Genomic DNA, 23,758 nt, shown 5'->3' with positions numbered 1-23,758 from the left:
GGGGACGTCCTGCGCCGATGCCGGAATGACCGTCAGCAGGAGCAGGGCGGGAAGGGCAAGACGTGCGATCATCATGACATCGGCCTGTGCGGGTTGCGGGGTGAACCTGACATTGCCGCGGTCGATGGCGTCATGTCATCTCGAATCTGGCGAAGGGGCTCGAACAGGGTTGCGGGCCCAGATAGAGGATCGGGTCGCGAGCCTTGTCCGCCACCCCCATATAGGTGGTCCGGGTGACGAACTCGGTCAGGATCGCGCGCTCGAGCTTGGCGGCATCGTCGCGGATTGCGGCGGGCGCATGGCGCATCGCCTCGTCCGACCAGCCCGAACGTTCGAGCGAGGACAGGGCGGCGAGCTTGTAGCCCTGCGGGAACAGCTTTCGCGCATCGACCGCCGCGACCATCTTGCCGAACTCGGCATCGGCCATGCTGAACGGCCCCACGAGCCGTGCGAGCACCGAGCGGACGAGCGCGGCCTTGTCCGAGCCCGACACCAGCAGCGCACCGCCGGTCGCGGCGATCACGGTCACGGCGACGCCGCCTGCGAGCAGAGATCGCCGGGAAAGATGCATCGCCATCTCGCCTCCCTAGAGCATCGCCGCCGCGCGCAGCGACAGCGCGGCGACGGTCAGGCTGGGATTGGCGCAGGAGCAGGAGGCGAAGGCGGCGCTGCCGACCACCGCGAGGTTCCGCCAGCGATGATGAATCATGCCGGCGTCGATCACCGAGCGAGCCGGATCGTTCCCCATGCGCAGCGTGCCTTGCAGATGCGATTCGGTGTCGCGCATCGAGCGGAAGACGATGTCCTCGACCGGCAGCGGCGCAAGCAGCTTCGGCAAGGCGGCAAAGGCGGCTTTCTGTCCGCGATGCGCATAGTCCGACGCGTCGGAGAAGCTCACCACGGCTTGGCCCGCGCCGTCGACGGTGACGGCGTTGGCATCCTGCAGAAGATCCTCGGTCACGATCATCAGTGGCAGCGTCTGCCGCCAGCGGCCCTTTTCGCTGCGTAGTCCATGGGTCCAGCGGTTCTCGAAATAGACCAGCGCCGCGCCATGATCCTTGCGGAACGCGCCGTCGTAGAGGCCATAGTTGAGGCCGGTGGTGATCGTGCTGCCATCGAGCGAATCGAGGCCGTCGAGCAGGACCTCGACATGGCTGCCCAGGCTTTCGTGTAGCCCCTTGCCAGTCAGCCCGCCGCCCATCGACGATCGCTGCAGGATGGCCGGGCTCTGGATCGCGTTCGCGCCGAGGACGAACAGGTCCCCGGTCACGCGCACCGGCTTGCCGCCATGCTCGAACACCAGCGCGCTGATGCTGTTGCCCGCGCCTTCATAATGATGCGCCTTGCAGCCGAGCGCGACGGTGACGCGCGGATCGTCGAACAGCGGCATCAGCCCGTTATTCGCGGTGAACTTCGCGTCGGCAGGGCAGCGCATGCAGGTGAAAGAGGCGCAGCATGCGCCGCGCTGCTCCGTCGCCACCCGCGCCCGCGCGGTCGGCATCGCGAAATGCCGTTCGGGCTGCGCCGCCTTCATCAGCCGGTCGGGCGAGGTGAGGCGGTGGGGCGGCTGCGGATAGGGGGTTGATCGCGGCATGATCGCCGCCATGTCGGGATCGCCGGAGACTGCCATGATCGCCTCGGCTTCCGCATAATAGGGTTCGAGCGCGGCATAATCGATTGGCCAGTCGTCGCCGACGCCATAGAGGCTGTTCAGCCGGAAGTCGGACGGGTGGAAGCGCGGTGCCTGCGCGAACCAGCAATTGGTGCCGCCGCCCAGCGCGATCGTATAATTCCACGGCTTCGGATTTGCCGAGCGATAAGTGCTGGCGGCGGTGATCGCCGAATTCCTGCTATTGGCGATCTGCCAGTCATGCGGATGATGCTGGCCCCATTCGACGATCAGCACCTTGCCGGGGCGCGTCTCGAGCAGCTTGCGGGTGAAGAAGGCCGCGCCGAAGCCCGAGCCGACGACGACATGATCGAAATGGTCTTCGGCAAGGGACGCGGGATCGGCGAGGCGCATCGTTGGACAAGACTCCGGCCCCCGCCGCAATGCAGCAAGTTAGGCCGCCCGCGCGCTGAAGGAAACTACGCCAAAACGGCGTTCGCGGCTTTTTATGCCCGGCTCGTCCGCTCGTGGGGATCGGGGTGCGGTGCAAAACATTGGGCTCCGCTGACAGGGAACGTTGACGGCCGGAGTAAGCATGGCGTCGAGAACCCCGTCCAAATTGCGCGATGTCGACCAGCTTCGCGGCTATGCGGCGCTTGCCGTCGCGCTTTATCACTTCCTGCTCGCCTATGTTCCGGCGGCCTCCGCGCCCAAGGCGATGACCGCGCTGGGGCTCGTCGCGCAGCGGCCCTTCCTGATCGCGCCGCTCAACGGCCACTTCATGGTGACGGTCTTCTTCGTGCTGTCGAGCTTCGTGCTGACGCGCGGGCTGGTCGCCGCTGGATCCGATCGGACCCGGGGCGTGATCGCGATCGCCAAGCGCTTCCCACGCCTGTTGCCGCTGACGCTGATCGGGGTGCTGATGGCCGCCGTGCTGTATCTGCTCGGCTGGCTGCCTACCCGCGAGGTGGCGGCGATCACCCATTCGGGCTGGCTCGATCGCAGCGGCGGGATCAAATATTGGGAGCCTTGGCCCGCGGTGTCATTGCCGGGGGCGGCGCGCGACGGGCTGCTGCTGTTCGTGCACGGCGTGAGCCAGTTCAATTCGGCGCTGTGGACGATGAAATATGAACTGTTCGGCAGCATCTTCGCGCTGCTGGGCGCGACGCTGATCGGATCGAAGCAGCGGCCCATCGCCGACGCGCTGCTGCTGACCCTGCTCGCGTTCCTGGCGCTGCGCATCCACCCGCTCTGCGCTATTTGCGTCGCTACCGTCTATGTCGCCAAATATGTGCTGGTGCGGCCCGCCGATCTGAAGCTCCCTCTCGCGCTGGGCCTGATCGGCGTCGGCCTGATCCTCGGATCGACCTTCAAGGCGCTGCCAGAGGAACTGGCCTGGGACGAATGGACGCGGACTCAGGTCATGCGGATCGACTGGCTGGTCCATGGCGCGGGGGCGACCGCGCTGCTGGTCGGCATGCGCGGCATCGCCCGTGTCCGCGACGCTGATGGCTGGATCGGGCATCAGCTCGGCCGGCTCTCCTTCGCCGTCTATGTGATTCATATCCCGGTGCAGTCGGCGGTGGCCGGAGCGATCATCCTGACCTTCGGCTATCATCCGATCGGCGTGGTGGGTGCGCTGCTGCTGTCGACGGCTGCCATCTTCCTGCTCGCATGGCCACTGTCGCGCCTCGACGAACGGTGGATGGCGCAGCTCAACCGCTGGTTCGGGAAACGGCCCGCGCCTATGTCCGGACAACAGGCGGCGAGCAGCAACCCCGCGCCCTGATTCGCCGCTGGACATCCCGCCCGCCGCGGCAAGGAGCAGAACGCGCCCAAGCGGCGCTCCGCAACCGAGCGGTCAGGCGATCCGCGCGGGCACCACGCCCGAATCCTCGATCACCTTGTCGACCGGCGAGACCTGCTCCCAGGGGAACACGAACCAGTCCTTGTTGACGCCGCGATCGATCGTGCGGAAACGGTAATCGACGCGCTCGGCGGAGACGACATTGTCGATCAGCGTGGCGAAGCGGACATTGTCCGGGTTTCCACCCGCCTCGGCCAACGCAGCCTTCACATGGGTGATCGTGCCGCCGCTGTCGTTGATGTCGTCGACGAACAAGAGCCGGTCGGTCATGCTGCGGATCGCCAGCTTGACCAGCAACTCGGCCGCGAAGTCGGGCAGGTGCGAACTATGATCGACCGACAACATCGGCACGCCCGTCGCATGGCTCAGATAGACCGCCGGGGTCAGCCCGCCGCGCCCCAGGCCGATGATGAAGTCGGGGGCCCAGTCACTCTCCCTGATGCGTGCGGCGAAATAATGGACCGCGGTGAGGAACTCGGGCTGATCGACAGGGGTCAGGGTCGGCATCGGCGGGTTCCTTATGGCAGACGCGCATCGACATAGGCGTCGAGCGCGGCGAGGTGGCGGGCGACTTCTTCATCGTCGAGGAAGGAGCCGAGGAAGCTGTTGCGCGCGAGCGTGGCGAAGTCGGCGGCGTCGAGCCGGCCCGCCGGGATGAGCGCGCGATAATTGTCGTTCACATAGCCGCCGAAATAGGCGGGATCGTCCGAATTGACCGTCGCGCGCAGGCCAAGGCGCAGCATGCGTTCGATCGGATGCGCGTCGATATCGTCGACGACGCAAAGCTTGAGGTTGGACAGCGGGCAGACGGTGAGCGTCATCCCCGACCGCGCCAGCCGCGTCGTCAGCGCCGGATCTTCGAGCGAGCGATTGCCATGGTCGAGCCGATCGATGCCGAGCAGGTCGAGCGCCTCATGGATATAGGCAGGCGGCCCCTCCTCGCCGGCATGGGCGACGCGGCGCAGCCCCATCTCCCCGGCGCGGGCGAAGACGCCGGCAAATTTCGATGGGGGGTGGCCGAGTTCGGAGGAATCGAGGCCTACCCCGGCGATCCGGTCGAGCCAGGGTTCGGCGGCGGCGAGGGTCGCGAAGGCGGCGTCCTCATCGAGATGGCGCAGGAAACAGAGGATCAGCTTCGAGGTCAGGCCGTGCTTCGCCTGTGCGTCGGCCATCCCCGCGAGCAGACCGTCCGCGACGACTCGAAAGGGGATGCCGCGATCGGTGTGGGTCTGGGGATCGAAGAAGATCTCGGCATGGCGGACATTGTCGGCGGCGGCGCGATCGAAATAGGCGGTGGCGAGGTCGCGGAAGTCCGCTTCGCTGCGCAGGACGTCGGCGCCCTGATAATAGATGTCGAGAAAATCCTGCAGCCGCGAGAAGCTGTAGGCGCTGCGCAGTTCCTCGACGCTGGCGAAGGGAATGGCGATGCGGTTGCGGGCCGCGAACGCGAACATCTGCTCGGGCTCCAGGCTACCCTCGATATGCAGGTGGAGTTCGGCCTTGGGAAGGCCGGCGACGAAGGCGGCGAGAACGGTCATGACGCTATCCAGCACAATGCCCGGCCCCCCGCCAGCCAGATGAAGCGCGCGACGAACGGGCGGGCGAGAATAGGTCATGGCCGGAAGGTACCGGTCCGCGCGTCCGCGCGGCGCGCAGCCAGCGTGACACTCGTGTCGAGGCGTTCCCAAGAAGAGGCAATGGCGGCTCCCCCGTCATGTGGACATCCTCTCTGCACCAATCCTAACAGGCGATCGGCGTCACGCAATGGGCGGTATATCCCGCCGGAGTAAGGGTTCAATAGTGATGAAATCATCATGACCGGTCGGTGACCTTTTCGTGACGGCGACGACCAACGCTGGCGTTTTTCGGCTTAAGCATCGATTCGCCGTCGTAACGGCGGGAACGATCGGCCGCGCCGCCGATTGTCGATCCGAATGCCACTGGAGCTCGCTATGGGCCAAGCCTTGGGTCGCGCACTGATTGTAGAGGACAATGTCCTGCTCAACCATCTCCTTCAGGAGATGGTGCAGACGCTGGGTTTTTCGGTGGCGGGCGTGGTGACGAGCGCCGAGGCGCGCGAGGCGATCCGCCGCGGCGGCTTTGATTTCATGCTCACCGATCTCAACCTCGACCATGGCAGTTCGGGTCTTTCGCTGGCGCGTGAGGCGATGCTGATGAATCGGGCGCTGCGGGTGGTGATCGCTTCGGGCCTTCCCGTCCCAGAGGAATTGGAAGGCGATATAGGATTTCTGCAGAAGCCGTTCACTATAGGCCAGCTGCAACACATGATGCAGGCCTGAAGGCCGCCAAAAACGCGTTCCTGCCGGTTTTTACCGACGGGCCGTGCTTTGGCATCGATAAGACGTCAGACTGTGCGGAACCGGCGGCACAGAAAGCGGTTTCGTCGGGAAGCCGGCAAACACCCCCCCGTGGTCGGCTTGCAACGGGGGACCCATCAGTCATCCCCCCGGCTGATGGGTCCTTTACCGTCGCTGCCCTTGGCACGGCGGGAGCGCTTCTTTAAGCACCTCCCATGTCGCCGCGTACCCGCACCGTCATGTCTGGTCGCATGAAGCTGAACATCGTCGAATGGGGCGATCCGTCCGCGCCGCCGCTGATCCTCCAGCATGGCGGGCGCGATCATGCGCGCAGCTGGGACGCGGTCGCGGCGGCCTTCGCGGCGGACCATTACATCATAGCGCCCGATCTGCGAGGCCATGGCGACAGCGACTGGGCGAGCGACGGCAGCTATGATTTCTTCGATTTCGTACAGGATTTCGTCGGCATCGCCGATGCGCTCGATCTGCCGCCTTGCGCGATTATCGGCCATTCGCTGGGTGGTAATATCGTCACGCGCTTCGCCGGCCTCTTTCCCGACCGGGTGACGCGGCTCGTCAATATCGAGGGGCTGGGCTGGTCGCCCGAGGTCGTCGCCGAACGTGAGAAGCGCGACGAGATCGAGCGGTTCCGCGATATCATCGAGACCCGCGCGAAATTCGCGGGGCGCACCCCACGCCGTTTTCCAGACTTTGCAGCCCTGACCGCACGGATGCGGGCCAGCGACGTTCGGCTGAGCGATGAACAGGCCGAGCATCTCGCCCGCCATGCCGCGCGTGCCGATGGCGATGGCTTCGTCATCAAACATGATCCGGCGGCCTATGACGTATCGGCCTTCGACATCAGCCAGCACGCCAAGCAGCGGCTATGGGGGGCGATCGCCTGCCCGGTGCTGCTCGGCTATGGCGCGCAGAGCTGGGCCTCCAATCCGGCGACCGATGGCCGCGCCGCCCATTTCCGCCATGCACGGGTCGAGCTGTTCGAGGATGCCGGCCATTGGGTCCATCACGACCGGCCCGAAGACTTCATCGCAACGGTGCGGGGGTTTCTCGCGGATTAGATTCCGTCGAGCGCGAGCAGCGCGAAGCTCGCCAGCCAATGCTCGCCCATATAGTGATCAGCAAGATGCGGCAGCGCCGACGACAGGTGCCGGTCGAACGCCGCCTCCGCCAGCGGTGCGACCGGGTGGCCCGCAGGCAGGCCATCGGCTATTCCGCGCCAGCACCATGCGCGGCTCAGGTTGAGGCCGTCGAGATGCGCGATCTTGCCGTCGGTGCGGTCGGAGACGAACGCCGGGGTAAGCAGCGTCTCCGGGATGTGGGGCAGGAAAGCGTCGAACCAGGCGACGAAGGCAGCCGGGGACAGGATGTGCCGTATCAGATGCGCTTCGGTCAGCGCGGGCGAGAGGAACTCGTCGCCGCCCGGTTCCCAGGCCTGGCACCCGCGATCCGCACCGAACCAGGCTGTCGCGCGCGCGGCGATCAGCGCGGCCAGCGCAGGATCGTGCCGCTCCGCCCAGCGCCGGGCGAGTAGCATCGCGAAGCTACTATTGGGATGGGCGCCGACCCGGATCGGATAGGTCAGCCGGGGGAGGAAGTCGTGAAAGCGCGCGGCGAACGCGCGGGCGAGCGGATCCAGCGCGTCGGCCCAGCGCGGATCTTCGTGCAGACTGAGCTCAAGATGCAGCGCAAGCAGCCAGCCCCAGCCATAGGGCCGCTCGAACCCCGCCGAGCCGGGCCGCCCGAGATAGCTGAGTTCGCCCGCCACCTTGCCGGGGCTCAACATCGCATCGGCACGGCCGCGTATCTCGGCGGCCTGGGGCAGATCCGGGAAGCGGCGGAGCAGCCGCATCACCTGCCACCAGCCATGGACGCAGCTGTGCCAGTCGAAGCTGCCATGAAAGATGGGATGGAGCGCAATGGGCGACTGCACATCTTCGGGGCCGGTCATGACATGGTCGAGCTTGTAGGGCCATTGCCGGCCAAGATGGCCGAGGGTCAGCGCCGCAAACTGCGCCGCGATGGCGGGGGTGAGGCTGGTCACCGGAAGGCCAGCCAATAGATCAGCAGGATATTCACCCCCAGCAGCGGCAACGCGGTAGGGATCTGCGCGCGGATCACGCCATAGCGGTCCCTGAGATCGAGCAGGGCGGCGGGGACGAGGTTGAAGTTGGCCGCCATCGGCGTCATCAGCGTGCCGCAAAAGCCCGCGAGCATGCCGATCGCGGCGATCACCGCAGGGTCGCCGCCGGCCTGACGGATCAGGATCGGAATGCCGATCGCCGCCGCCATCACCGGGAAGGCGGCGAAGGCGTTGCCCATGACCATAGTGAACAGCGCCATGCCGATCGCATAAGCGAGCACCGCGCCGATCAGGCTACCCTCGGGGATGAGATGGGTGACGAGCCCGCCGACAACGTCGCCTACGCCGGCGAGGGCGAACACCGCGCCGAGGCTGGCGAGCATCTGCGGCAGCAGCGCGGCCCAGCCGACCCCATCCATCAGCCGCCGTCCCTCGTCGAACGGCGTGGCGAGGCGGGGGTTGAGCCAGATATAGGCGAGGCCGAGCGCGAGCAGCACGCCGCAGCTTAGCGCAACGAGCGTCGCCTGTTTCGGATCGACGATCGCCGGCATCTGCTTGAATAGCAGCGTGCCGCCCAGCGCGGTGGCGGGGATCAGGAGCGCGGGCAGGAACAGCCGGTTGCGCCGGCTTGCCGCCTCGGCGGCACGCTCCGACGGCGACGGCGACGTCGTCGCGCCGGCGCCGCGCCCGATCCGGCCGAGTCCGGCGATCGCGACCAGCCCCAGTACGAGCAGGCCGTTGCCGAGATCGCCGAGCCGGTCGCCCGCGATGAGGCTGAGCGCGATCAGCGCGTAGAAGACCGCATTGCCGATGCGTTTCGGATTGGTCCGGTCGCGCAGCGCCGAGGTTGCAAAGGCGAGAAAGATGAACCCGGCGAACGGGTAGACCGCATTGAGGCCGATCATGGCCTTTTGGCCTTCAGCTTGCGGTCGAGCAGCAGCAGCCGGAGCCCGTGGATCAGGAAAGCGGCAATCGCGGTGGGGATCGCCCAGACCGACAGATGGAGCGGCTCCAGGAATATCCCATAGCCTTCGAGCACACCCTTCATCAGCAGGATCGATCCGATCGCGATGAAGATGTCCTCGCCAAAGAAAAGCCCGATATTATCGGTCGCCGCCGCCATTGCCGCGACATCCTCGTCACGCTCCTCATCGCTGCTCTGCTGTGCCGCGGCGGCTTCGGCCATCGGCGCAACGAGCGGCCGCACCGTCTGAGGATGGCCCGCGACCGAGACGAGGCCGAGCGCGGCGCTGATCTGACGGAAGAAGAGATAGCCGAGCAGCAGGCGTCCGGCGGTCGCCCCGCGCAGTTCGGCGATCAGCGCGCGGGCGCGTTCCTGAAGGCCATGGCGTTCGAGCAGGCCGATGACCGGCAGCACCATGTAGATGACGGTGACATAGCGATTATCGTTGAATGCCTTGCCGAACGCCGCGAGCAGGGCGGGCGGGTCTATTCCGGCCGCGAGCCCGGTGGCGAGCGCCGAGACCAGCACGACCAGCAGCGGGTTGAAGCGGAGCAGGAAGCCCGCGACGATGATGGCGATACCGGAAAGGACGAGCATGGTTGCGCTCTAAACCCGTAGCTCGACGGTCACGTCGTCGCCTTCGCCGATCCCCTCGCGCTTGCGCACTTCGGCCTTGATCGGGAGGATGAAGCCGCCGCTCTCGCGCTGCGGGAAGATCGAGGTCGTCCAGCGCGTATCACCGATTTGCGCCGCGACCTTGATCGATCCGAAGCCGCCGGTTCGGCCAAGCGCGGCGAAGCGGATTTCGACGGCGGTCTGTCCGTCGATGATCAGGAAGTGCCAGCCCGACGCTTGCGGCTTGAGCGCCGGCTTCCACAGCCAGATGCGCGCTGTCACCTCGAATGGATCGTCCTGGCCCATCCCACAGAAGTGTCGCGCGCCGCGCGTCGGGTCAATGGCCGATCAGGGGGAGCCTTCAGGCAAGGTTGCCGCCCGACGGCTCGCCGGTCTCCTCGATCGACTCGACGATCGGATCGCGCGTGGCGGCGCCATCGGGGGCGGGGTCGGTTTCGGCCGGTTCGGTGTCGGCGGGGTCGCTCGGTATCGTTTCGGGTCGGCTGGCCATATATGCTCTCCTCACCGCCCGAACGCACCAGCGCGGCGGAGGACGCAGCGCGCCGGAGCGATGTTGCCCACTACGCGTTGACCGGTGCGCCCGCCGCGACGGGCATGTTCAAAGGACAGACATGGCCGGTTCGTTCGACATCATTCCCCATCTGATCGCGCTGGCCATCGCTTATGCGCTGGCCGTGCCGATCGGCTGGAACCGCGAGCGCGAGGAGCGCAGCGCCGGTATCCGCACCTTTCCGCTCGTCGCAGTCGCGAGCTGCGGCTTCGTTCAGGCGGTCGAGGGGCTGACCGCCGACGATCCGGCGGCGATGGCGCGCGTTCTCGAGGGGGTGATCGCGGGGGTCGGCTTCCTCGGCGGCGGCGCAATCCTCCAGCAGCGCGGCTCGGTCAGGGGCACCGCCACCGCCGCGAGCCTGTGGGTGACGGGCGCGATCGGCGTCGCGGCAGGGCTGGGCAGCTTCGACGTCGCGGTGGCGCTGGCGGTCTTCACCATGGCGACGCTGTGGCTGATGCGTCCGCTGAAGCCCGAGGACAATGAGCGCGGCGACGATGCTCCGGACGAACCGGACGGTCCGGTGAGGGACCAGCGGCGCGCAGGCTAGAGTTTGTTTCAGCGAAGCTGAAACGGCCGGTACCGCTTCCACGTAAGTGGACAAACGCTAGGCGGGGTCGCGTTCCAGGGCGTTGATCGCCGCATGCACCCGCGCCTCGATCTCGGCGCGGGGCAGCCCCGGCGGGATCGGTTCGCCGAAGCGCATCGTGACGACGCCCGGACGCTTGACGAAGCTGCGGCGCGGCCACACCAGCCCGCTGTTCAGCGCGACGGGTACGACGGGTATCTTCAGCTGCTTGTAGAGCCCGGCGAAGCCCGCCTGAAGCGACGGCTGATCGCCGGGGATGACGCGGGTGCCCTCGGGAAAGATCAGGATCGAGCGGCCGGCTTCGCGCGCGGCGATCGCGGCGCGCATCATCCGGCGCAGCGCGATGGCCGATCCCGAGCGGTCGACCGGGATCACCCCGGCGCGCTTCGCCACCTGGCCCCATAGCGGCAGATCGGCGAGCTCGCGCTTCAGCACCACCGCCGGGTCGTCGATGATCACCAGCACATCGAGCGTCTCGTACATCGACTGGTGCTTGGCCGCGAACAGATAGGGCCCCGATGGCACGTCGCCTTCGATCCGCGTTCGGATACCGAGGATGTAGCGGCAGCACAGCCGGTGGAACCAGCCCCAGATCTTGGCGTGGCGGCGCAGCGCGCGCGAGCCGGCGATTGCCAGCGGAAAGGCGCTGAGCACCGCAACCACGGTGCCGCTGTAGAAGACCAGCGCGAACAGCGCCGACCGGAGAAATGCGATCATATCCCGATCAGCCCCGCGAGCCGGCGCAGCAGATATTTGTTATATTCGCGGACCAGGTCGACCAGCCCCGGCTCGGTCGGCACCGCATCGGCGATGATATCGAGGCTGTCATCGGTCATGCTTTCCAGATCATAGCGGCCACGCACCATGTGCCAGTCGGATGTCACCAGCCGGATCGTTTTGTAGCGGTTGCGCGCGATCCAGCCCGCCGCCTCCGCTGCGTTCGAGCGGGTGTCGACCGATTCATGGCCGAGGTCGACACAGCAGTCGATCAGCTTCGGATCGGCCTTGAACTGCAGGGCGAGCTCATGCGGTTTAACGCGCCGGTCCACGCCCGAGATCAGCAGCCGTCTGGCGCGCTTGTCGGCGAGCAACGCGAGGCCGCGTTCGACCCGCCCGCGTCCGCCGGTCATCACGACGATGCCATCGGTGGCTATGCCATCGGCGGCGGGCTGCGGCAGGAACATCGCGAACGCCATGAAGCCCATGATCCAGAGCAGCAGCGCGCCGGCGAGGGTGCGGACGATCATAGGCTCTGCCCCGTCATAGTCGGCGCCTCAGGGCGAGGATGATCGTCAGCCGCGCGGCGAGCATCGCCAGCAACGTGCCCGCGAGCGGCAGCAGCGCGAGGATGCCCCAGGCGACCGGAGGCAGCTCGACCGACCCGAGCAGGTCCGATCCCACTTCGGCGATCCGGTCGCCGACCGCGAAGATGACGAGGCTGGCGAGGAGAAGGCCGACCAGCCCGCCGAACAGTGCGTCGGTGGCGATGCGGCGCTGGAACAGCCGGGCGATCTGCCCGTCGCTCGATCCCAGATGGTGCATCACGTCGATCGTCGCCTGATGCGTGTTGAGCGCCGCGCGCGCGGCGAGTACGACGGTGAACGCCGCCGCCGCCGCCATCAGCAGGACCAGCACTCCGGCCAGCCAGCGCAGCGAGCCGATCAGGCCGGCGAGCGGCCCCAGCCATTGCGCATGCGCGTCGATCCGGGCGCGGGGGGTGATCATACGCACCGCCGCCTCCGCCCGCCCGATCCCGTCGCGAGCGCCGGGCGCGAAGCCGACATCGATCATCGCCGGCACCGGCAGGTCGTTGTCCGCCAACCCCGCGCCGAGCCAGGGCTGGAGCAGCTGGGTGATCTCCTCATCGCCGATCCGGCGGACGCTCTCGACCCCCGGCAGCTTCCGCATCGCGGCTTCGATTCGTCGCGCGGCGGCATCACGGCGGGCCTGATCGGCATCGACGACCTGGATGGTGATCTGTCCCGACATATGGGCGTCGAGCCCGCGCACGGCGAAGCCAAGCGCAAGGCCGGCGGCGGCAGCGAGCACCATCAGGAACATCATGATCGCGATCACCCAGGGCATCGGCCCCGACAGCCAGCCTTCGGGCAGCAGCCGGCGGCCCGCGGCGCTGGTCAGCCAGGTGCCCGATCCTCGCCCGAACAGCGCCATCAGCCGATCCTCAGCGGTTCGGCCTGCGGCGTCGGGTTCGACAGCCGGCCATTGTCGAGGCGGATGATCTGGGCATTGGGCACGCGCGGCACGAGATGGAGATCATGGGTCGCTACCAGGATCGTCGTGCCCAGCTTGTTGAGCGCGACGAACAGGTAGAGCAGCCGTTCGGCCATTTCAGGATCGACATTGCCGGTCGGTTCGTCGGCGACCAGGATCTCCGGGCGGCCGATCACCGCGCGGGCGATCGCGACGCGCTGCTGCTCGCCGCCCGATAGCGTGGCGGGCCGGGCATGGGCGCGCGCCGACAGCCCGACCCAGTCGAGCATTTCGCGCACCGGCGTATCGATATCGGCCTCGGCGACGCCGTTCACCCGCAGGGGGAGGGCGATATTCTCATAGGCCGAGAGATGCGGGATCAGGCGAAAATCCTGAAACACCGTGCCGATCCGGCGGCGGAAGCCCGGCATCCGCGCGCGTGGCAGGGTGACGACATCCTCACCGAACATGCGAATCAGCCCGCGGCTCGGCCGCTGGGCGAGATAGATCAGCCGCAGCAGCGAGCTCTTGCCCGCGCCGGACGCCCCGGTCAGGAAATAGAAGGCCCCCGCCTCCAGCCCAAAGCTGATGTCGCTCAGCGTCTCGGTCCCGCCGCCATAGCGCAGCCCGACATTCTCGAACTGGACGATGTTGGCGGCCCCCGGCCTCATCGGAACCCTATCCTGAACATCGCTCCGCCATGGCACAGCCGGTGCGCCGCCGCAAATGGGGTATCGCGACGTGACGAGCTCATGGCACGCGGCAGCTGGGATGCGGGTCTGCGCTGGCATGACGGCGACAGGAAAATCCGCGTGAAGCGACCGGCCGCAAATACTTGCAGCACGAGTCCTGTCGTGGTTAGTGATGGTGCAAATGATTTTATCCTGCCCCGCCTGCAACACCCGCTATCTTGTCCCCGACGCCGCGGTAGGGTCTTCGGGCCGGCAAGTGCGCTGCGCGAGCTGCCGGCACAGCTGGTTCCAGGATCCGCCCGCGCTCGATCTTGCTGAAGGCGCCGCCGGCTCGTTCGGAGCGCCCGATGTTCCGCCCGCCGCTGCGCCTGTGGCTTCTGCCCCTGCTCCGGTTCAGGCCGCGCCGGATCGTGTTGATCTGGCGCCGCCGCCCGCCGCGCCAGGTAAGGACGTACCCGAAAACGAGGTGCAGGCGCGCTATGACGGCCCCGACGAAGTCGCGCCGATCCATGACATCGTCGTCGCGCGCCCGCGCCGTAACACCGCCAAGCTATTGACGATCGCTTCGGTAATCGTCGCGCTGGTGCTGCTCGCGGCGATCGGCGCGGTGGTCGCGGTCGGCACCGACAAGCTGGCCGAGCGGCTGGGCATCGTTCCCGCGCCGGTGCCGCTGGTGATCGAGATGACCAACAAGCCCGACCGGCGCGAGACCGCGAGCGGCAACGAGCTGCTTGCCGTGACCGGCCGTATCGTCAACCCGACCGACAGGCCGCAGACGGTGCGCGACATCCGCGCCGAGCTGCGCGATACCAGCGGCCGGACGGTCTACAGCTGGACGATCACCCGCCCGGTGCCACAGCTTGCCCCCGGCGCATCGGCCGAGTTCGACAGCGCCGCGGTCGATATCCCGCGCGGAGCGAAGAACCTTCATCTGAGCTTCATCGGCGCGACAGGGAACTGATCGTCCTTTCCCGTCATTCCAGCGCTGGAACTCTCCTGGTTTTTTCGAGAGCAAGATAAGGTGCTGGGATTCCAGCTTTCGCTGGAATGACGTCAGGAAGGTGGATCGACAATGCGCATCGGAGTCCTGACCGGCGGCGGAGACGTGCCCGGGCTCAACCCCTGCATCCGGTCGATCGCGCTGTCGGCGCTTGACCGCGGCTGGGAAGTGATCGGGTTCAGGCGCGGCTGGCAGGGATTTCTCGAGATCGACCCCGCCGATCCGGACAGCGTCTCGGCGCACAGCATCATCCTCGACCGGGAGGCGGTGCGCGGGATCGATCGGGTCGGGGGCACGATGCTCCACACTTCGCGGACGGACCCACGCACGGTGAAGGAGGGCGATCGGACCGCGCACGTCCTCCACGTCCTCGACACGCTCGGCGTCGACGCGCTGATCACCTTGGGCGGGGACGGAACGCTGCGCTTCTCGGCGCATCTGTCGGCACAGGGCTTCCCGGTCGTCTCGGTCCCCAAGACGATGGACAATGACGTGTTCGGCACCGACTATTGCATCGGCTTCTCGACCGCGATTACCCGATCGGTCGACGCGATCAACGCGCTGCGCACCACCGCCGAAAGCCATGAGCGGATCGCGATCGTCGAGCTGTTCGGCCGCCGTTCGGGGGAAACCGCGCTGCTCGCGGGCTTCCTGGCGCAGGTCGACCGCACCGTGATCGCCGAAGTGCCGGCCGATCCCGAGATATTGCTCCCGCTCCTCGTCGCCGACCGGCGCAGCCGCCCGGGCGGCTATGCGATGTGCGTGATCTCCGAAGGGGCGACCCTGGCCGGCGATGCGTCGACCGAGGCGGAGCGCAAGCTTTCGGCGACCCAGCGCAGCGAACAGGCGATCAGCCGGCGGCTGGCGCTGCTGATCGAGGAGCAGGCGAAGCAGGGTACGATCGTGCAGCAGCTCGCTTATCTGATGCGCTCGGGCGATCCCGACGCGCTCGACCGGATGGTGGGTTTCGCTTTTGGCGGGCTGGCGATCCGCAAGATCGAGGCGGGCGAGACCGGCTGCATGCTCGCGCTGCGCGACGGCAATTATTGCAGCGTGCCGATCGATACGCTGCTCGGCGGAACCAAGACGGTCGATGTCGCGGCGCTGTACGATCCGAATCTCTACCGGCCGAAGCTCACCCATGTCGAAGGCATGCCGATGTTTCTGTATTGATATGTTTGCACCTTCGCGGCGCCGCGGCACGGAACCAGCGAATAACAAAGAATCCCCATTGCGCCCCCGGTGGGGCTTTGCTAGGGGCACGCGCCTACCAGCATCCCGGCCCGCCGGGATCTTAATCGATGTGCGGTCGTGGCGGAACTGGTAGACGCGCAACGTTGAGGTCGTTGTGGCCGAAAGGCCGTGGAAGTTCGAGTCTTCTCGACCGCACCAAGGGCATTGATTTTGTTAAGTTTTTTAGGGATTTTGGCACAATTCGAAGTTTGGTGCGCCGCTAATCGCACCAAACTTGCCTTTTGACCGCGATCGCGATGTTGCAAAGGCCATCGACATGGGGTGAGCATAGGGCAAACCACTGCTGGGCCACGACAGTTCCCATCCATCCCGCCCAGGCCGTTCCAGAGTGCTTTTCCGGAAATTCAGACAGGGACATGGAGGCACTAACATCTGGCGCCCTTATTGACACGCATCGGTTGCGGGCGATTTCCTCTGGATGCTTAAACGTCGAAATCATCCTCGCCGCACAACGCCGCGTTAGCGCAATGCCCGCCCCGGCGGCCGCCTACCGGCTATGAACCACTACCCCCCGAGCGCCCCCCAAATCGGCGTCATCGTCAGCGGCCGGATCGGCACAGCACGCTGCTCGAAGTACAACTGACGATGATCTTCGCAATTGGCGAGCCGGCCGACTCAACCAGCGGACCCGGCGGTTGGGCGAACCTCACCCCCCGCCCGGCCAAGGCCTTGTCGCATGCCTTTTCAGTCGGCTAGGCGACCGCTACGTTGCCTCCGCGACGATCAAATTCTCGATCGCGCCGATCTGCTCGATCTCGCAACGCACCTGATCGCCGACCGATAGAAACTTCGGGGGGGCGTATCCCATCCCCACGCCTCCCGGCGTGCCGGAAAAGATCAGGTCGCCAGGCTCAAGCGTCATCACCTCCGACAGATGCTCGATCTGCGTCCAGATATCGAACAGCAGATGGCGGGTATTGGATGATTGCCGCAGCTCGCCGTTCACGGTACAGCGGATATCCAGCGTGTGGGGATCTTCGATTTCGTCGGCCGATAATATCCAGGGTCCGAACGGGGCGTGGGTGTCGAAGGACTTGCCCAGCACCCATTGCGATGTCTTGAACTGCCAGTCGCGCGCGGTGAAATCATTCCCGACGGCATATCCGAAGACATGATTGCGGGCGTCGTCCCGCGCTATATGGCGGCCGCGCTTGCCGATGACGACGACCAGCTCGACTTCATAGTCCAGCGACTCCGCTACCCGCGGTAGTTCGACCGGTGCGAAGGGGCCGTTCGCCGCCGTGGGTTGCTTGCAGAACCATAGCTGCTCGGTCGGCACGTCCATGCCAACCTCTTCGATATGATCGCGATAGTTCAATCCGATCGCCAGAATCTTGCCTGGCTTGAGGATCGGCGGCAGCAGCCGGGCGTCAGCCAGCGCAATCGGCGCTTCGGCCTCGGCGCTCGACAGCCGCGCCGACAGCCGGTCCCACTCGGCGATAAGGTCGATCATCTCGGCGGGGGCATCGGGCGCAAGCTGCTCGATGGGGTGGATCACGTCATTCCGCACGATGCCGATTTTCGGCTTTTCCCCGGTCGAGAACGTTACGAGCTTCACGGATATCCCCCGAATATTGAAGTAGGCAGCCCGTCAGGCTGAACTCAGATGATCCGGTCCGCCCGGAATTGCGCGGCCTGATCGGCTGGAACCGCAAGCTCGTCCAATATAGCCTGGGTGTCCGCGCCGAGCAGCGGCGCGGGCTTCAGCGGCGGCGCCGGCGAGGCCGAGAGTTTCGGGAAGACGCCCGGCATCTTGATCGCGCCGATGCCCGGCACGTCGATCTCCGCTATAGCTTCGCGAGCCGCGTAGTGAGCGTCCTGCAGGATATCCTGCGGGCCATAGACCGGCGAATACGCCAGCTGATGCGTGTCCAGCGCCGCCCGGATCTGCGCGGTCGGCTTTGACTTGATCCACTCGCCTACAATCGCGTTGATGGCGTCGATATTCCGCCACCGCTGGTCATGCGTACAAAAATCCGGGTTGAGCGGCAGGTCGGGGCGGTCCATCGCCGTGGCCAGTCGCTCGAACACGCTGTCGCCCGAACATGTCAGCACGAGGAAGCCGCCCTCGCGGGTCTCGAAATGATCGCCCGGCGCGGCCGCAAAATGCCGGTTGCCGCGTCGCTCGCGCGGCATGCCGAGCTTGTCGAATGCGGTAATCATCACATCCGTAAAGCGGAAGACCGCTTCAAACAGCGCGAGATCGACATATTGTCCTTCGCGGCCGCGCGCATCGCGGTGATAGAGCGCGAGCATCGCGCCAAAGGCCCCAAACAGCGCGGTCTGATAATCGGCGATCGCGGTCGCGGGGCGCACCGGCGGGCGATCGGGATAACCGGTCGCTCCCAGCAGGCCGCTGAAGGCGAGCGCGATCCTGTCGTAGGACGCCCGGCTGGCATAGGGGCCGGTCTGCCCGAAACCCGAAAGACTGACCATGATCAGGGCAGGATTGATTTTGCTCAGCGCGGCATAGTCGATCTGCCATTTGGCCAAGGTGCCGGGGCGGAAATTCTCGATCACGATGTCGGCGGTTTCGACCAGCTTGCGAAACAGCGCCTGGCCCGCGGGGCGGCGCAGATCGATCGTCATAGATCGCTTGTTGCGTCCCTCCACCTGGAACCAGAGACTTTCATCGCCGACGAAGGGGCCGATCGCGCGGATCGGATCGCCCTTGCCCGGCGGCTCGACCTTGATGACTTCGGCCCCGAAGTCCCCCAGCAAGGTGCAAGCCACGGGGCCCGCGACCATCGACCCGATCTCGATGACGCGAATGCCGTTGAGGGGCCCTTCGCCGGAGGGCGCCGTCCGTGAACCAGCCGCGGATGTAGTGCTGCCAGGATTGTCGTTCATGAGCCCGATTAGACAGCAAAGCGTCGTCTGACCTATAGCATGGCGTTATGGGTGACATGCGCATGGAACATGAGAAGAGGATCGCGACACCTGTAGACCCTGTCGCGACAGGGATGACAAGCGCAGGTCGGCCGCTCTCGGAGCAGAGCGGTCGGAAGCTGGATATATCGCCTGCAGGAGTTTCGATGCCCGACCACCAGGAGCCTTCCCCGATGCAAGCTGCGCCGATGCTGCGCTCAATCCGCTTCGAAGGCGGATCGATCGCGTTCCGGGAGAGCGAGGCGAATGATCTGCCCGCGCTTGTCTACCTTCACAGCCTAGGATCGAATGCGCTGGAATTTCGGTCGCTCTTCCCGCTGCTCGGCGAATATTTTCGCATAGTCGCATGGGATGCGCCGGGATTTGGAGGCAGCGCCGGGCTGCGCGACGAGATCGGCTTCGCGGCCGCGCTGAAGCAGCTTCTCGGCGCATTGGGCATAGACCGCGCGCACATCGTCGGCAGTTCGCTCGGAACGGTGGTGGCCAGCCACTTCGCGGATCAGCACCCCGAATATGTGCGCAGCCTCACCTTGCTCGCGCCGCCCCTCGGCTTCGGCGCCCTTGCCGAGGAGAGCCGAGTGCCGATGCTGGCAGGCTGGCTTGATCCGGGTGCGTTTCTGCTGCGCCCCCCGGCCGAACTCGCCGGCATGCTGTGCTCTCCCGATTCCCCGCAGGCAGCGCGCGACCACGTCATGACGCTGGGCGACTTCGTGACGATCGAGGGGTACCGCGCCGGGGTGCGATTGTTGTTCGACACGCATATGCCCGCGTTGCTCGGGCGAATATCAGCGCCGACGCTGATCGTCGCTGGCGCGCGCGACATGGTCGCTCCACCGGCGGAGTCGGCCGAACTGATCCGGGATGCATCCGTCGATTGCGTATATCAGGTGATGGAGGGCGCGGGGCATATCCTCGCAGCGGAGCAGCCGCAGAAGCTGGCCGCGATCCTCGTCGAATTCTTGAAACGCCATTGAACGCCAGCCGCCTATTGGCCGTTTTCGACCATGCGTCGCCGAATGCGCGCGTCGCGGCTGGGGAGCGATGAGCGATGGCCTATGATAGCGACGAGCTCGAGGGCCGCTTCACCGTGCTGGACTCGCGGCGGCTGCTCTATTTCTACGAAGTCGCCCGGCTCGGCAGCTTCAGCCGTGCGGAAGACTTCCTCGACATCGCCCAACCGGCCCTGAGCCGGCAGGTCCAGGCGCTCGAGACCGAACTGGGCGCCATTCTGCTCGATCGCTACGGTCGCGGCGTCAAGCTCACCGACGTCGGCCAAGCCGTCTTCGAAAAGACCGCGCACATTTTCAGCCTGATGGATGATGTGCGCACCACGGTTAATGTCACGCGTGAAGACCCGACCGGCGACGTCCGCCTCGGTGTGATTCCAAGCGTCGCCGCGACGATCGCCACCAAACTCATCATGCTGTTGCGAACCCGCCACCCTAAAATCCGGCTGCAGGTCAGCGAAGGACATACCGGCCACGTCCACAGCCTGCTCATCAATGGCGACGTCGACATCGGCGTTCTCGTCGGGCCCAGTCCGAACAAGACGCTTCTGCAGGAGGAATTGCTCGCCGAGGAGCTCTACCTCATCGGCAGCCCCGACCACCCGATCATGGCGCAGAAGTCCTTTCCGGTGAAGCAGCTCGTCGAACTGCCGCTCGTCCTGCCGAGCGCGCCGTTCGGATCGCGGCGCGTGTTCGATCGGATCGCCAAGCGGAAAGGCATCGAATTCAAGCCGCTGGTCGAGGTGGACAGCCTCACCGTACTGAAGGATCTGGTGCGGAGCACGCCGCCGATGTTCACGATTCTGCCGCGCATCGCGGTCGCCGCGGAGCTGGCGGCGGGGGTAGTGGCCGCCATCCCGCTGCAGCCCAAGGCGGCGAGCCGGCTGATGCTCGCCTCACGCAAGGCCAAGCCGATGTCGCGCGCCGTTCGGATCGTCGCCGAACTGATCAGCAAACTCATCCTGGAGTCGGATAATACCGCGAGAATGGGCAATCGAATGGCCGCTGCTAAGCATGTTAGCCATAGCGAGGCGTTATAGCTTGGCTTTCCCCTTGTCCGTACGAAGGTACAACGGCTTTATCGTGGACGCGGGCGGGGGCGCCAAAACTGTAGCTGCCATGTCGAGCGATAATCGACAAATATTGCGGAGGTTCTCAGCTTGGCTGATTTTGATTTCGATGTCGTGATTTGCGGCTATGGCCTGGCCGGTCTTTCGCTGGCGTCTGTTCTGTCGAGGCTCGGCCATCGCGTTTGCGTCCTCGAGAAATTCCCGTCGCTATACGGCGCGCCTCGGCTGATCAGCGTCGATGGCGAAGGCGCGCGCATCCTGCAGGCGGCCGGCGATATCGATCGCAGCCTGCGGGTTTCCGCGGTTCCGCGCCACTATTCGCTGCTCGACGCCGACCGCGAATTGATCACCCGCGTCGATTGGCGTGGGCTGCATATGTGCGGCTTCGCTGGCCGGATCTGCTTCTACCAGCCCGATGCCGAACAGGAGATGGACGAGGCGGCGCGCGCGCGCGGGGCCGACGTCAACCAGGGCTGGGAAGTCATATCGGCCGATCAGAATGCGTCGGGCGTTACGGTTGTCGCGCGCAAGCGCAACGTCGGCTATGGCGGCGGCGATACCCCGAGCCGATCGATCCGTGCGCGCTATCTGGTCGGGGCGGACGGGGCGCGCAGCTTCATTCGCGAGACCTTCGGCTTCGAACGCGAGGATTTCGGCTTCCAGTCCGCCTTCCTGAGCGTCGACTGCGACCGCCTGAAACCGCTCCCGCAGCTCGACCAGCCTTTTTCGATCTGCGATCCGGGCCGCAACATCACCTATATCCCGATCGGCCGGAAGCGGATGCGGTTCGAATTCGTCATCAATCCTGACGACGACCACAACGAGCTTTTGGTGCCGGAAGTGGGCTATGACTTCCTTGCGCAGGCCTGGGGTCTGACGCGAGAAGACGTCAACATCTATCGCCAGGTCATCTACAAGTTCGAGGGCAAGCTTGCGCCAAGCTGGCGCAAAGGCCGGGTGTTCCTGGTCGGAGATGCCGCCCATCTGATGCCGCCGTTCCTCGGCCAAGGCGGGTGCGCGGCGTTGCGCGATTCGATCAATCTCGCCTGGAAGATGCATCTGGTGCTCGGCGGCGTCTCGGACGAAGCGCTGCTCGACACCTATCAGGAAGAGCGCAAGCCACATGTTCGCGTGCATATCGAGGGATCGATCGCGCTCGGCCGCTTGGCCTGCGAGACCGATCCGGTCAAGGCCGCCGAGCGTGACCGTATGTACCGCGCCGGCGAGATGCCGCCCCCGCCGCCCGATCCGACCCTCGTCGGCGGCGTGCTCTACCGCGATGAGAATGGTGAACTCGGGCGATATGCCGGCGAATTGATGGAGCAGGGCATCGTCAAATATCGCGGCGAGATTGGCCGGTTCGACGATGTCGTTGGCTGGGGCTTCCACCTGATCGGTTGGGAATGCGATCCGCTGGCGACGTTGAACGCCGAACAGCGCGCTTTTCTCGAGAGCATCGGCTGCACTGCGATCACCGTCGGACATGACCCGGACGTCGAGGGGGCGCTGGAAATCGATCGCGCCTATGAGGCGTTTTTCACCGATCGCGAGTCGATGCGCGCCGTAATCTCGCGGCCGGACTTCTACATTTTTGGCGCAGTCTGGAATCTCGACGATCTTCCAGCCATCGTCGAGAGCCTGCGCGCGCAGCTCTTCGCGACAAAGGGATCGGGCGACGCGCGTGCGTTGGAACATGCGGGCGATCAGGGCGCCAGCCACTAAAAAATCGAGGAGAAGGTTCAGATGTCAGCGGCCAATGAAGCGCTCGGCAGGCTCTATTTTACGGAGGAAGATCGGCTTCATGGGCCGCCGCCAGAGCTGTGCAATGAAGACTATGTCGCGCATATCTCCGGCAATCCGCCGCTGACCTTTGCCGATCACGCAGCTTTGGCTGCCGGCTTCTATTCAGCCTTCCCGGACTACGTCCATGTTATCGACGATGTCGTCGCCAATGACCGTACTGTCGTTGTCCGGTTCACGCTGCGGGGAACCCATCTCGGCGAGTTCGCCGGGATTCCGGCGAGCGGGAATCCTGTCGAGGCGGTGGGCATCTCGATGCTTACGGTCCGCGACGGCAAGGTCAGCAGCGTCAACGGCGTATTCGACCAGATCGCCATGCTGCGCCAAGTCGGCGCATTTCCAGCGGCGTGACGCGCCGCAGCCCTCAGTTTCCGGAATCATTTGAAGATGACAGACACTCCATCGGGCTCGCCGCTCCGAGACCGTTTTTCGGGACAGGTGGCGATCGTCACCGGGGCGGCGCAAGGCATCGGCTTCGCCACCGCCAAGGTGCTGGCCGAACAGGGCGCCACGGTCGTCGTGGCCGACATCGATGCGAAGCGCGCCGAGAGCGTCGCTGCGGCGTTCAACGAGCAGGGCTTCTCATCACATGCTCACGCGATCGACATCGCGGACGAGGCGGCCGTGGCCGCGCTCGCCGATGAAACGGCGATGCGCTACGAGCGGATCGACATCCTCGCTCACCTGGCGGCGATCTATCCCTTTTTCCCTTACTCGCTGGACGATCTCAGCCTGAGCGACTGGCGGCGAGTCCAGGAGGTCAATCTCGATGCGACTTTCCTGCTGGCAAGGGCCGTGCTGCCCCATATGCGGCGTCGCGGCTACGGGCGGATCGTCAACACCTCGTCGATCTCGGTGGATACGGTCGGCGCGCCGGGGCTAGCGACCTATACCGCCAGCAAGGCGGGAGTGATCGGCTTCACCCGCGTTCTCGCGCATGAAGCGGGGATGGACGGGATCACCGCCAATGTGGTCATGCCCGGGTTGATCGAGACCGATCATGTCAACAGCATGCTCGACAGTCCCGCCGCCACGGCCGCTTTCTTCGATCAGCATTTGACACGGCAATGCGTCAAGCGCCGCGGGCAGCCGCAGGATATCGCGCATTGCGTCGCCTATCTCGCGAGCCCCGAAGCCGGCTTCGTCACCGGCCAGACGATCAATGTCGGCGGCGGCTACAGCTTCGCCTGACCCCTGCAAGACT

Annotated in this window: 26 protein-coding genes and 1 tRNA gene; 12 read left to right on the top strand and 15 right to left on the bottom strand. The window is 65.7% G+C overall.

Annotation, left to right across the window (positions count from 1 at the left end):
* Positions 1-130: 130 nt before the first annotated feature.
* Both WP12_RS10015 and WP12_RS10010 read right to left on the bottom strand, forming a co-directional pair.
* Positions 131-577 (bottom strand): hypothetical protein, encoded by a 447-nt coding sequence (locus tag WP12_RS10015; RefSeq protein WP_046193569.1) that lies wholly within the window; start codon positions 575-577, stop codon positions 131-133.
* A gap of 9 nt (positions 578-586) precedes the next feature.
* A complete protein-coding gene (locus WP12_RS10010; protein ID WP_046193568.1) occupies positions 587-2,023 on the bottom strand; it encodes a GMC oxidoreductase in 1,437 nt (478 codons plus the stop codon).
* Positions 2,024-2,204: 181 nt separating this feature from the next.
* Between WP12_RS10010 and WP12_RS10005 the strand changes: the two genes are divergently transcribed.
* On the top strand, positions 2,205-3,398 hold the full coding sequence (locus WP12_RS10005) for an acyltransferase family protein (protein ID WP_046193574.1): 1,194 nt from the start codon (positions 2,205-2,207) through the stop codon (positions 3,396-3,398).
* 72 nt (positions 3,399-3,470) lie between these two features.
* On the opposite strand, the gene WP12_RS10000 is transcribed toward WP12_RS10005, so the two are convergent.
* A complete protein-coding gene (locus tag WP12_RS10000; RefSeq protein WP_046193567.1) occupies positions 3,471-3,983 on the bottom strand; it encodes a phosphoribosyltransferase in 513 nt (170 codons plus the stop codon).
* A gap of 11 nt (positions 3,984-3,994) precedes the next feature.
* Positions 3,995-5,014: an adenosine deaminase gene (locus tag WP12_RS09995; protein WP_046193566.1), complete on the bottom strand. Its 1,020-nt coding sequence runs from the start codon at positions 5,012-5,014 to the stop codon at positions 3,995-3,997.
* 414 nt (positions 5,015-5,428) lie between these two features.
* Between WP12_RS09995 and WP12_RS09990 the strand changes: the two genes are divergently transcribed.
* Complete coding sequence (locus WP12_RS09990) at positions 5,429-5,776, top strand: response regulator (protein WP_046193565.1); 348 nt, start codon at positions 5,429-5,431, stop codon at positions 5,774-5,776.
* A 233-nt stretch (positions 5,777-6,009) separates the two neighbouring features.
* Positions 6,010-6,873, top strand: a complete 864-nt coding sequence (locus tag WP12_RS09985; RefSeq protein WP_046193564.1) for an alpha/beta fold hydrolase — start codon at positions 6,010-6,012, stop codon at positions 6,871-6,873.
* Here the strand turns inward: WP12_RS09985 and WP12_RS09980 are convergent.
* The 5 genes from WP12_RS09980 to WP12_RS25260 all read right to left on the bottom strand — a co-directional run bounded on the left by WP12_RS09980 (position 6,870) and on the right by WP12_RS25260 (position 9,985).
* Positions 6,870-7,856 carry a DUF2891 domain-containing protein gene (locus WP12_RS09980; protein ID WP_046193563.1) on the bottom strand — a complete coding sequence of 329 codons (987 nt, stop codon included), beginning with the start codon at positions 7,854-7,856 and terminating at the stop codon, positions 6,870-6,872. The two genes, WP12_RS09985 and WP12_RS09980, sit on opposite strands and share 4 nt — an antisense overlap.
* A complete protein-coding gene (locus WP12_RS09975) occupies positions 7,853-8,800 on the bottom strand; it encodes a DUF979 domain-containing protein (protein ID WP_046193562.1) in 948 nt (315 codons plus the stop codon). Before WP12_RS09975 ends, WP12_RS09980 begins: the two co-directional genes overlap by 4 nt.
* On the bottom strand, positions 8,797-9,456 hold the full coding sequence (locus tag WP12_RS09970) for a DUF969 domain-containing protein (RefSeq protein ID WP_046193561.1): 660 nt from the start codon (positions 9,454-9,456) through the stop codon (positions 8,797-8,799). Before WP12_RS09970 ends, WP12_RS09975 begins: the two co-directional genes overlap by 4 nt.
* A 9-nt stretch (positions 9,457-9,465) precedes the next feature.
* Complete coding sequence (locus WP12_RS09965) at positions 9,466-9,756, bottom strand: DUF1905 domain-containing protein (RefSeq protein WP_235399087.1); 291 nt, start codon at positions 9,754-9,756, stop codon at positions 9,466-9,468.
* A 79-nt stretch (positions 9,757-9,835) separates the two neighbouring features.
* Positions 9,836-9,985 (bottom strand): hypothetical protein, encoded by a 150-nt coding sequence (locus tag WP12_RS25260; RefSeq protein WP_160299201.1) that lies wholly within the window; start codon positions 9,983-9,985, stop codon positions 9,836-9,838.
* 121 nt (positions 9,986-10,106) lie between these two features.
* On the opposite strand from WP12_RS25260, the gene WP12_RS09960 reads away from it, so the two are divergent.
* Positions 10,107-10,592 carry an MgtC/SapB family protein gene (locus WP12_RS09960; RefSeq protein WP_046193559.1) on the top strand — a complete coding sequence of 162 codons (486 nt, stop codon included), beginning with the start codon at positions 10,107-10,109 and terminating at the stop codon, positions 10,590-10,592.
* Between the two features lie 57 nt (positions 10,593-10,649).
* Here the strand turns inward: WP12_RS09960 and WP12_RS09955 are convergent, their stop codons facing one another.
* From WP12_RS09955 to ftsE, 4 genes are read right to left on the bottom strand one after another with little or no spacing between them, the layout of a single operon-like run.
* A complete protein-coding gene (locus WP12_RS09955) occupies positions 10,650-11,348 on the bottom strand; it encodes a lysophospholipid acyltransferase family protein (protein ID WP_046193558.1) in 699 nt (232 codons plus the stop codon).
* A complete protein-coding gene (locus tag WP12_RS09950; RefSeq protein ID WP_046193557.1) occupies positions 11,345-11,878 on the bottom strand; it encodes a YdcF family protein in 534 nt (177 codons plus the stop codon). The genes WP12_RS09955 and WP12_RS09950 overlap by 4 nt, the downstream gene beginning before the upstream one ends.
* Before the next feature lie 13 nt (positions 11,879-11,891).
* Positions 11,892-12,803, bottom strand: coding sequence for a cell division protein FtsX (locus tag WP12_RS09945; RefSeq protein WP_046193556.1), 912 nt, complete (start codon positions 12,801-12,803; stop codon positions 11,892-11,894).
* Positions 12,803-13,513, bottom strand: a complete 711-nt coding sequence (ftsE, locus tag WP12_RS09940; RefSeq protein ID WP_046193555.1) for a cell division ATP-binding protein FtsE — start codon at positions 13,511-13,513, stop codon at positions 12,803-12,805. Before ftsE ends, WP12_RS09945 begins: the two co-directional genes overlap by 1 nt.
* Positions 13,514-13,715: 202 nt before the next feature.
* Between ftsE and WP12_RS09935 the strand changes: the two genes are divergently transcribed.
* The 3 genes from WP12_RS09935 (at position 13,716) to WP12_RS09925 (ending at position 15,926) form a co-directional block, all read left to right on the top strand.
* On the top strand, positions 13,716-14,495 hold the full coding sequence (locus tag WP12_RS09935; RefSeq protein WP_046193554.1) for a zinc-ribbon domain-containing protein: 780 nt from the start codon (positions 13,716-13,718) through the stop codon (positions 14,493-14,495).
* A 111-nt stretch (positions 14,496-14,606) separates the two neighbouring features.
* Positions 14,607-15,707 carry a 6-phosphofructokinase gene (locus tag WP12_RS09930; protein WP_046193553.1) on the top strand — a complete coding sequence of 367 codons (1,101 nt, stop codon included), beginning with the start codon at positions 14,607-14,609 and terminating at the stop codon, positions 15,705-15,707.
* 132 nt (positions 15,708-15,839) lie between these two features.
* Positions 15,840-15,926: transfer RNA gene (locus WP12_RS09925), tRNA-Leu, on the top strand.
* A 565-nt stretch (positions 15,927-16,491) separates the two neighbouring features.
* Here the strand turns inward: WP12_RS09925 and WP12_RS09920 are convergent.
* A complete protein-coding gene (locus WP12_RS09920) occupies positions 16,492-17,346 on the bottom strand; it encodes a fumarylacetoacetate hydrolase family protein (protein WP_046193552.1) in 855 nt (284 codons plus the stop codon).
* Between the two features lie 44 nt (positions 17,347-17,390).
* Positions 17,391-18,638, bottom strand: coding sequence for a CaiB/BaiF CoA transferase family protein (locus WP12_RS09915; protein ID WP_084691074.1), 1,248 nt, complete (start codon positions 18,636-18,638; stop codon positions 17,391-17,393).
* A 185-nt stretch (positions 18,639-18,823) separates the two neighbouring features.
* On the opposite strand from WP12_RS09915, the gene WP12_RS23430 reads away from it, so the two are divergent.
* From WP12_RS23430 to WP12_RS09890, 5 genes are all read left to right on the top strand, one after another.
* Positions 18,824-19,651, top strand: a complete 828-nt coding sequence (locus WP12_RS23430; protein WP_052730303.1) for an alpha/beta fold hydrolase — start codon at positions 18,824-18,826, stop codon at positions 19,649-19,651.
* Between the two features lie 74 nt (positions 19,652-19,725).
* A complete protein-coding gene (locus tag WP12_RS09905) occupies positions 19,726-20,724 on the top strand; it encodes a LysR family transcriptional regulator (protein WP_046193551.1) in 999 nt (332 codons plus the stop codon).
* A 120-nt stretch (positions 20,725-20,844) separates the two neighbouring features.
* Positions 20,845-22,476, top strand: a complete 1,632-nt coding sequence (locus tag WP12_RS09900; protein WP_046193550.1) for a bifunctional 3-(3-hydroxy-phenyl)propionate/3-hydroxycinnamic acid hydroxylase — start codon at positions 20,845-20,847, stop codon at positions 22,474-22,476.
* A gap of 21 nt (positions 22,477-22,497) precedes the next feature.
* Positions 22,498-22,905: an ester cyclase gene (locus WP12_RS23425; protein WP_052730302.1), complete on the top strand. Its 408-nt coding sequence runs from the start codon at positions 22,498-22,500 to the stop codon at positions 22,903-22,905.
* Positions 22,906-22,941: 36 nt separating this feature from the next.
* On the top strand, positions 22,942-23,745 hold the full coding sequence (locus WP12_RS09890) for an SDR family NAD(P)-dependent oxidoreductase (RefSeq protein ID WP_046193549.1): 804 nt from the start codon (positions 22,942-22,944) through the stop codon (positions 23,743-23,745).
* Positions 23,746-23,758: the final 13 nt, after the last annotated feature.

Origin of the sequence: Sphingomonas sp. SRS2 (assembly GCF_000971055.1) — a bacterium.
GTDB lineage: Bacteria > Pseudomonadota > Alphaproteobacteria > Sphingomonadales > Sphingomonadaceae > Rhizorhabdus.
Note: the sequence above shows the minus strand (reverse complement) of the source record. Positions and strands in the feature narration are given on the sequence as shown.

Excerpts from the sequence above, each read along its gene's own strand:
- WP12_RS10015 (WP_046193569.1), bottom strand. The coding sequence starts at position 577 with ATGGCGATGCATCTTTCCCGGCGATCTCTGCTCGCAGGCGGCGTCGCC.
- WP12_RS10010 (WP_046193568.1), bottom strand. The coding sequence starts at position 2,023 with ATGCGCCTCGCCGATCCCGCGTCCCTTGCCGAAGACCATTTCGATCAT.
- WP12_RS10005 (WP_046193574.1), top strand. The coding sequence starts at position 2,205 with ATGGCGTCGAGAACCCCGTCCAAATTGCGCGATGTCGACCAGCTTCGC.
- WP12_RS10000 (WP_046193567.1), bottom strand. The coding sequence starts at position 3,983 with ATGCCGACCCTGACCCCTGTCGATCAGCCCGAGTTCCTCACCGCGGTC.
- WP12_RS09995 (WP_046193566.1), bottom strand. The coding sequence starts at position 5,014 with ATGACCGTTCTCGCCGCCTTCGTCGCCGGCCTTCCCAAGGCCGAACTC.
- WP12_RS09990 (WP_046193565.1), top strand. The coding sequence starts at position 5,429 with ATGGGCCAAGCCTTGGGTCGCGCACTGATTGTAGAGGACAATGTCCTG.
- WP12_RS09985 (WP_046193564.1), top strand. The coding sequence starts at position 6,010 with ATGTCGCCGCGTACCCGCACCGTCATGTCTGGTCGCATGAAGCTGAAC.
- WP12_RS09975 (WP_046193562.1), bottom strand. The coding sequence starts at position 8,800 with ATGATCGGCCTCAATGCGGTCTACCCGTTCGCCGGGTTCATCTTTCTC.
- WP12_RS09970 (WP_046193561.1), bottom strand. The coding sequence starts at position 9,456 with ATGCTCGTCCTTTCCGGTATCGCCATCATCGTCGCGGGCTTCCTGCTC.
- WP12_RS25260 (WP_160299201.1), bottom strand. The coding sequence starts at position 9,985 with ATGGCCAGCCGACCCGAAACGATACCGAGCGACCCCGCCGACACCGAA.
- WP12_RS09960 (WP_046193559.1), top strand. The coding sequence starts at position 10,107 with ATGGCCGGTTCGTTCGACATCATTCCCCATCTGATCGCGCTGGCCATC.
- WP12_RS09955 (WP_046193558.1), bottom strand. The coding sequence starts at position 11,348 with ATGATCGCATTTCTCCGGTCGGCGCTGTTCGCGCTGGTCTTCTACAGC.
- WP12_RS09950 (WP_046193557.1), bottom strand. The coding sequence starts at position 11,878 with ATGATCGTCCGCACCCTCGCCGGCGCGCTGCTGCTCTGGATCATGGGC.
- WP12_RS09945 (WP_046193556.1), bottom strand. The coding sequence starts at position 12,803 with ATGGCGCTGTTCGGGCGAGGATCGGGCACCTGGCTGACCAGCGCCGCG.
- ftsE (WP_046193555.1), bottom strand. The coding sequence starts at position 13,513 with ATGAGGCCGGGGGCCGCCAACATCGTCCAGTTCGAGAATGTCGGGCTG.
- WP12_RS09935 (WP_046193554.1), top strand. The coding sequence starts at position 13,716 with ATGATTTTATCCTGCCCCGCCTGCAACACCCGCTATCTTGTCCCCGAC.
- WP12_RS09930 (WP_046193553.1), top strand. The coding sequence starts at position 14,607 with ATGCGCATCGGAGTCCTGACCGGCGGCGGAGACGTGCCCGGGCTCAAC.
- WP12_RS09915 (WP_084691074.1), bottom strand. The coding sequence starts at position 18,638 with ATGAACGACAATCCTGGCAGCACTACATCCGCGGCTGGTTCACGGACG.
- WP12_RS23430 (WP_052730303.1), top strand. The coding sequence starts at position 18,824 with ATGCCCGACCACCAGGAGCCTTCCCCGATGCAAGCTGCGCCGATGCTG.
- WP12_RS09905 (WP_046193551.1), top strand. The coding sequence starts at position 19,726 with ATGGCCTATGATAGCGACGAGCTCGAGGGCCGCTTCACCGTGCTGGAC.
- WP12_RS23425 (WP_052730302.1), top strand. The coding sequence starts at position 22,498 with ATGTCAGCGGCCAATGAAGCGCTCGGCAGGCTCTATTTTACGGAGGAA.
- WP12_RS09890 (WP_046193549.1), top strand. The coding sequence starts at position 22,942 with ATGACAGACACTCCATCGGGCTCGCCGCTCCGAGACCGTTTTTCGGGA.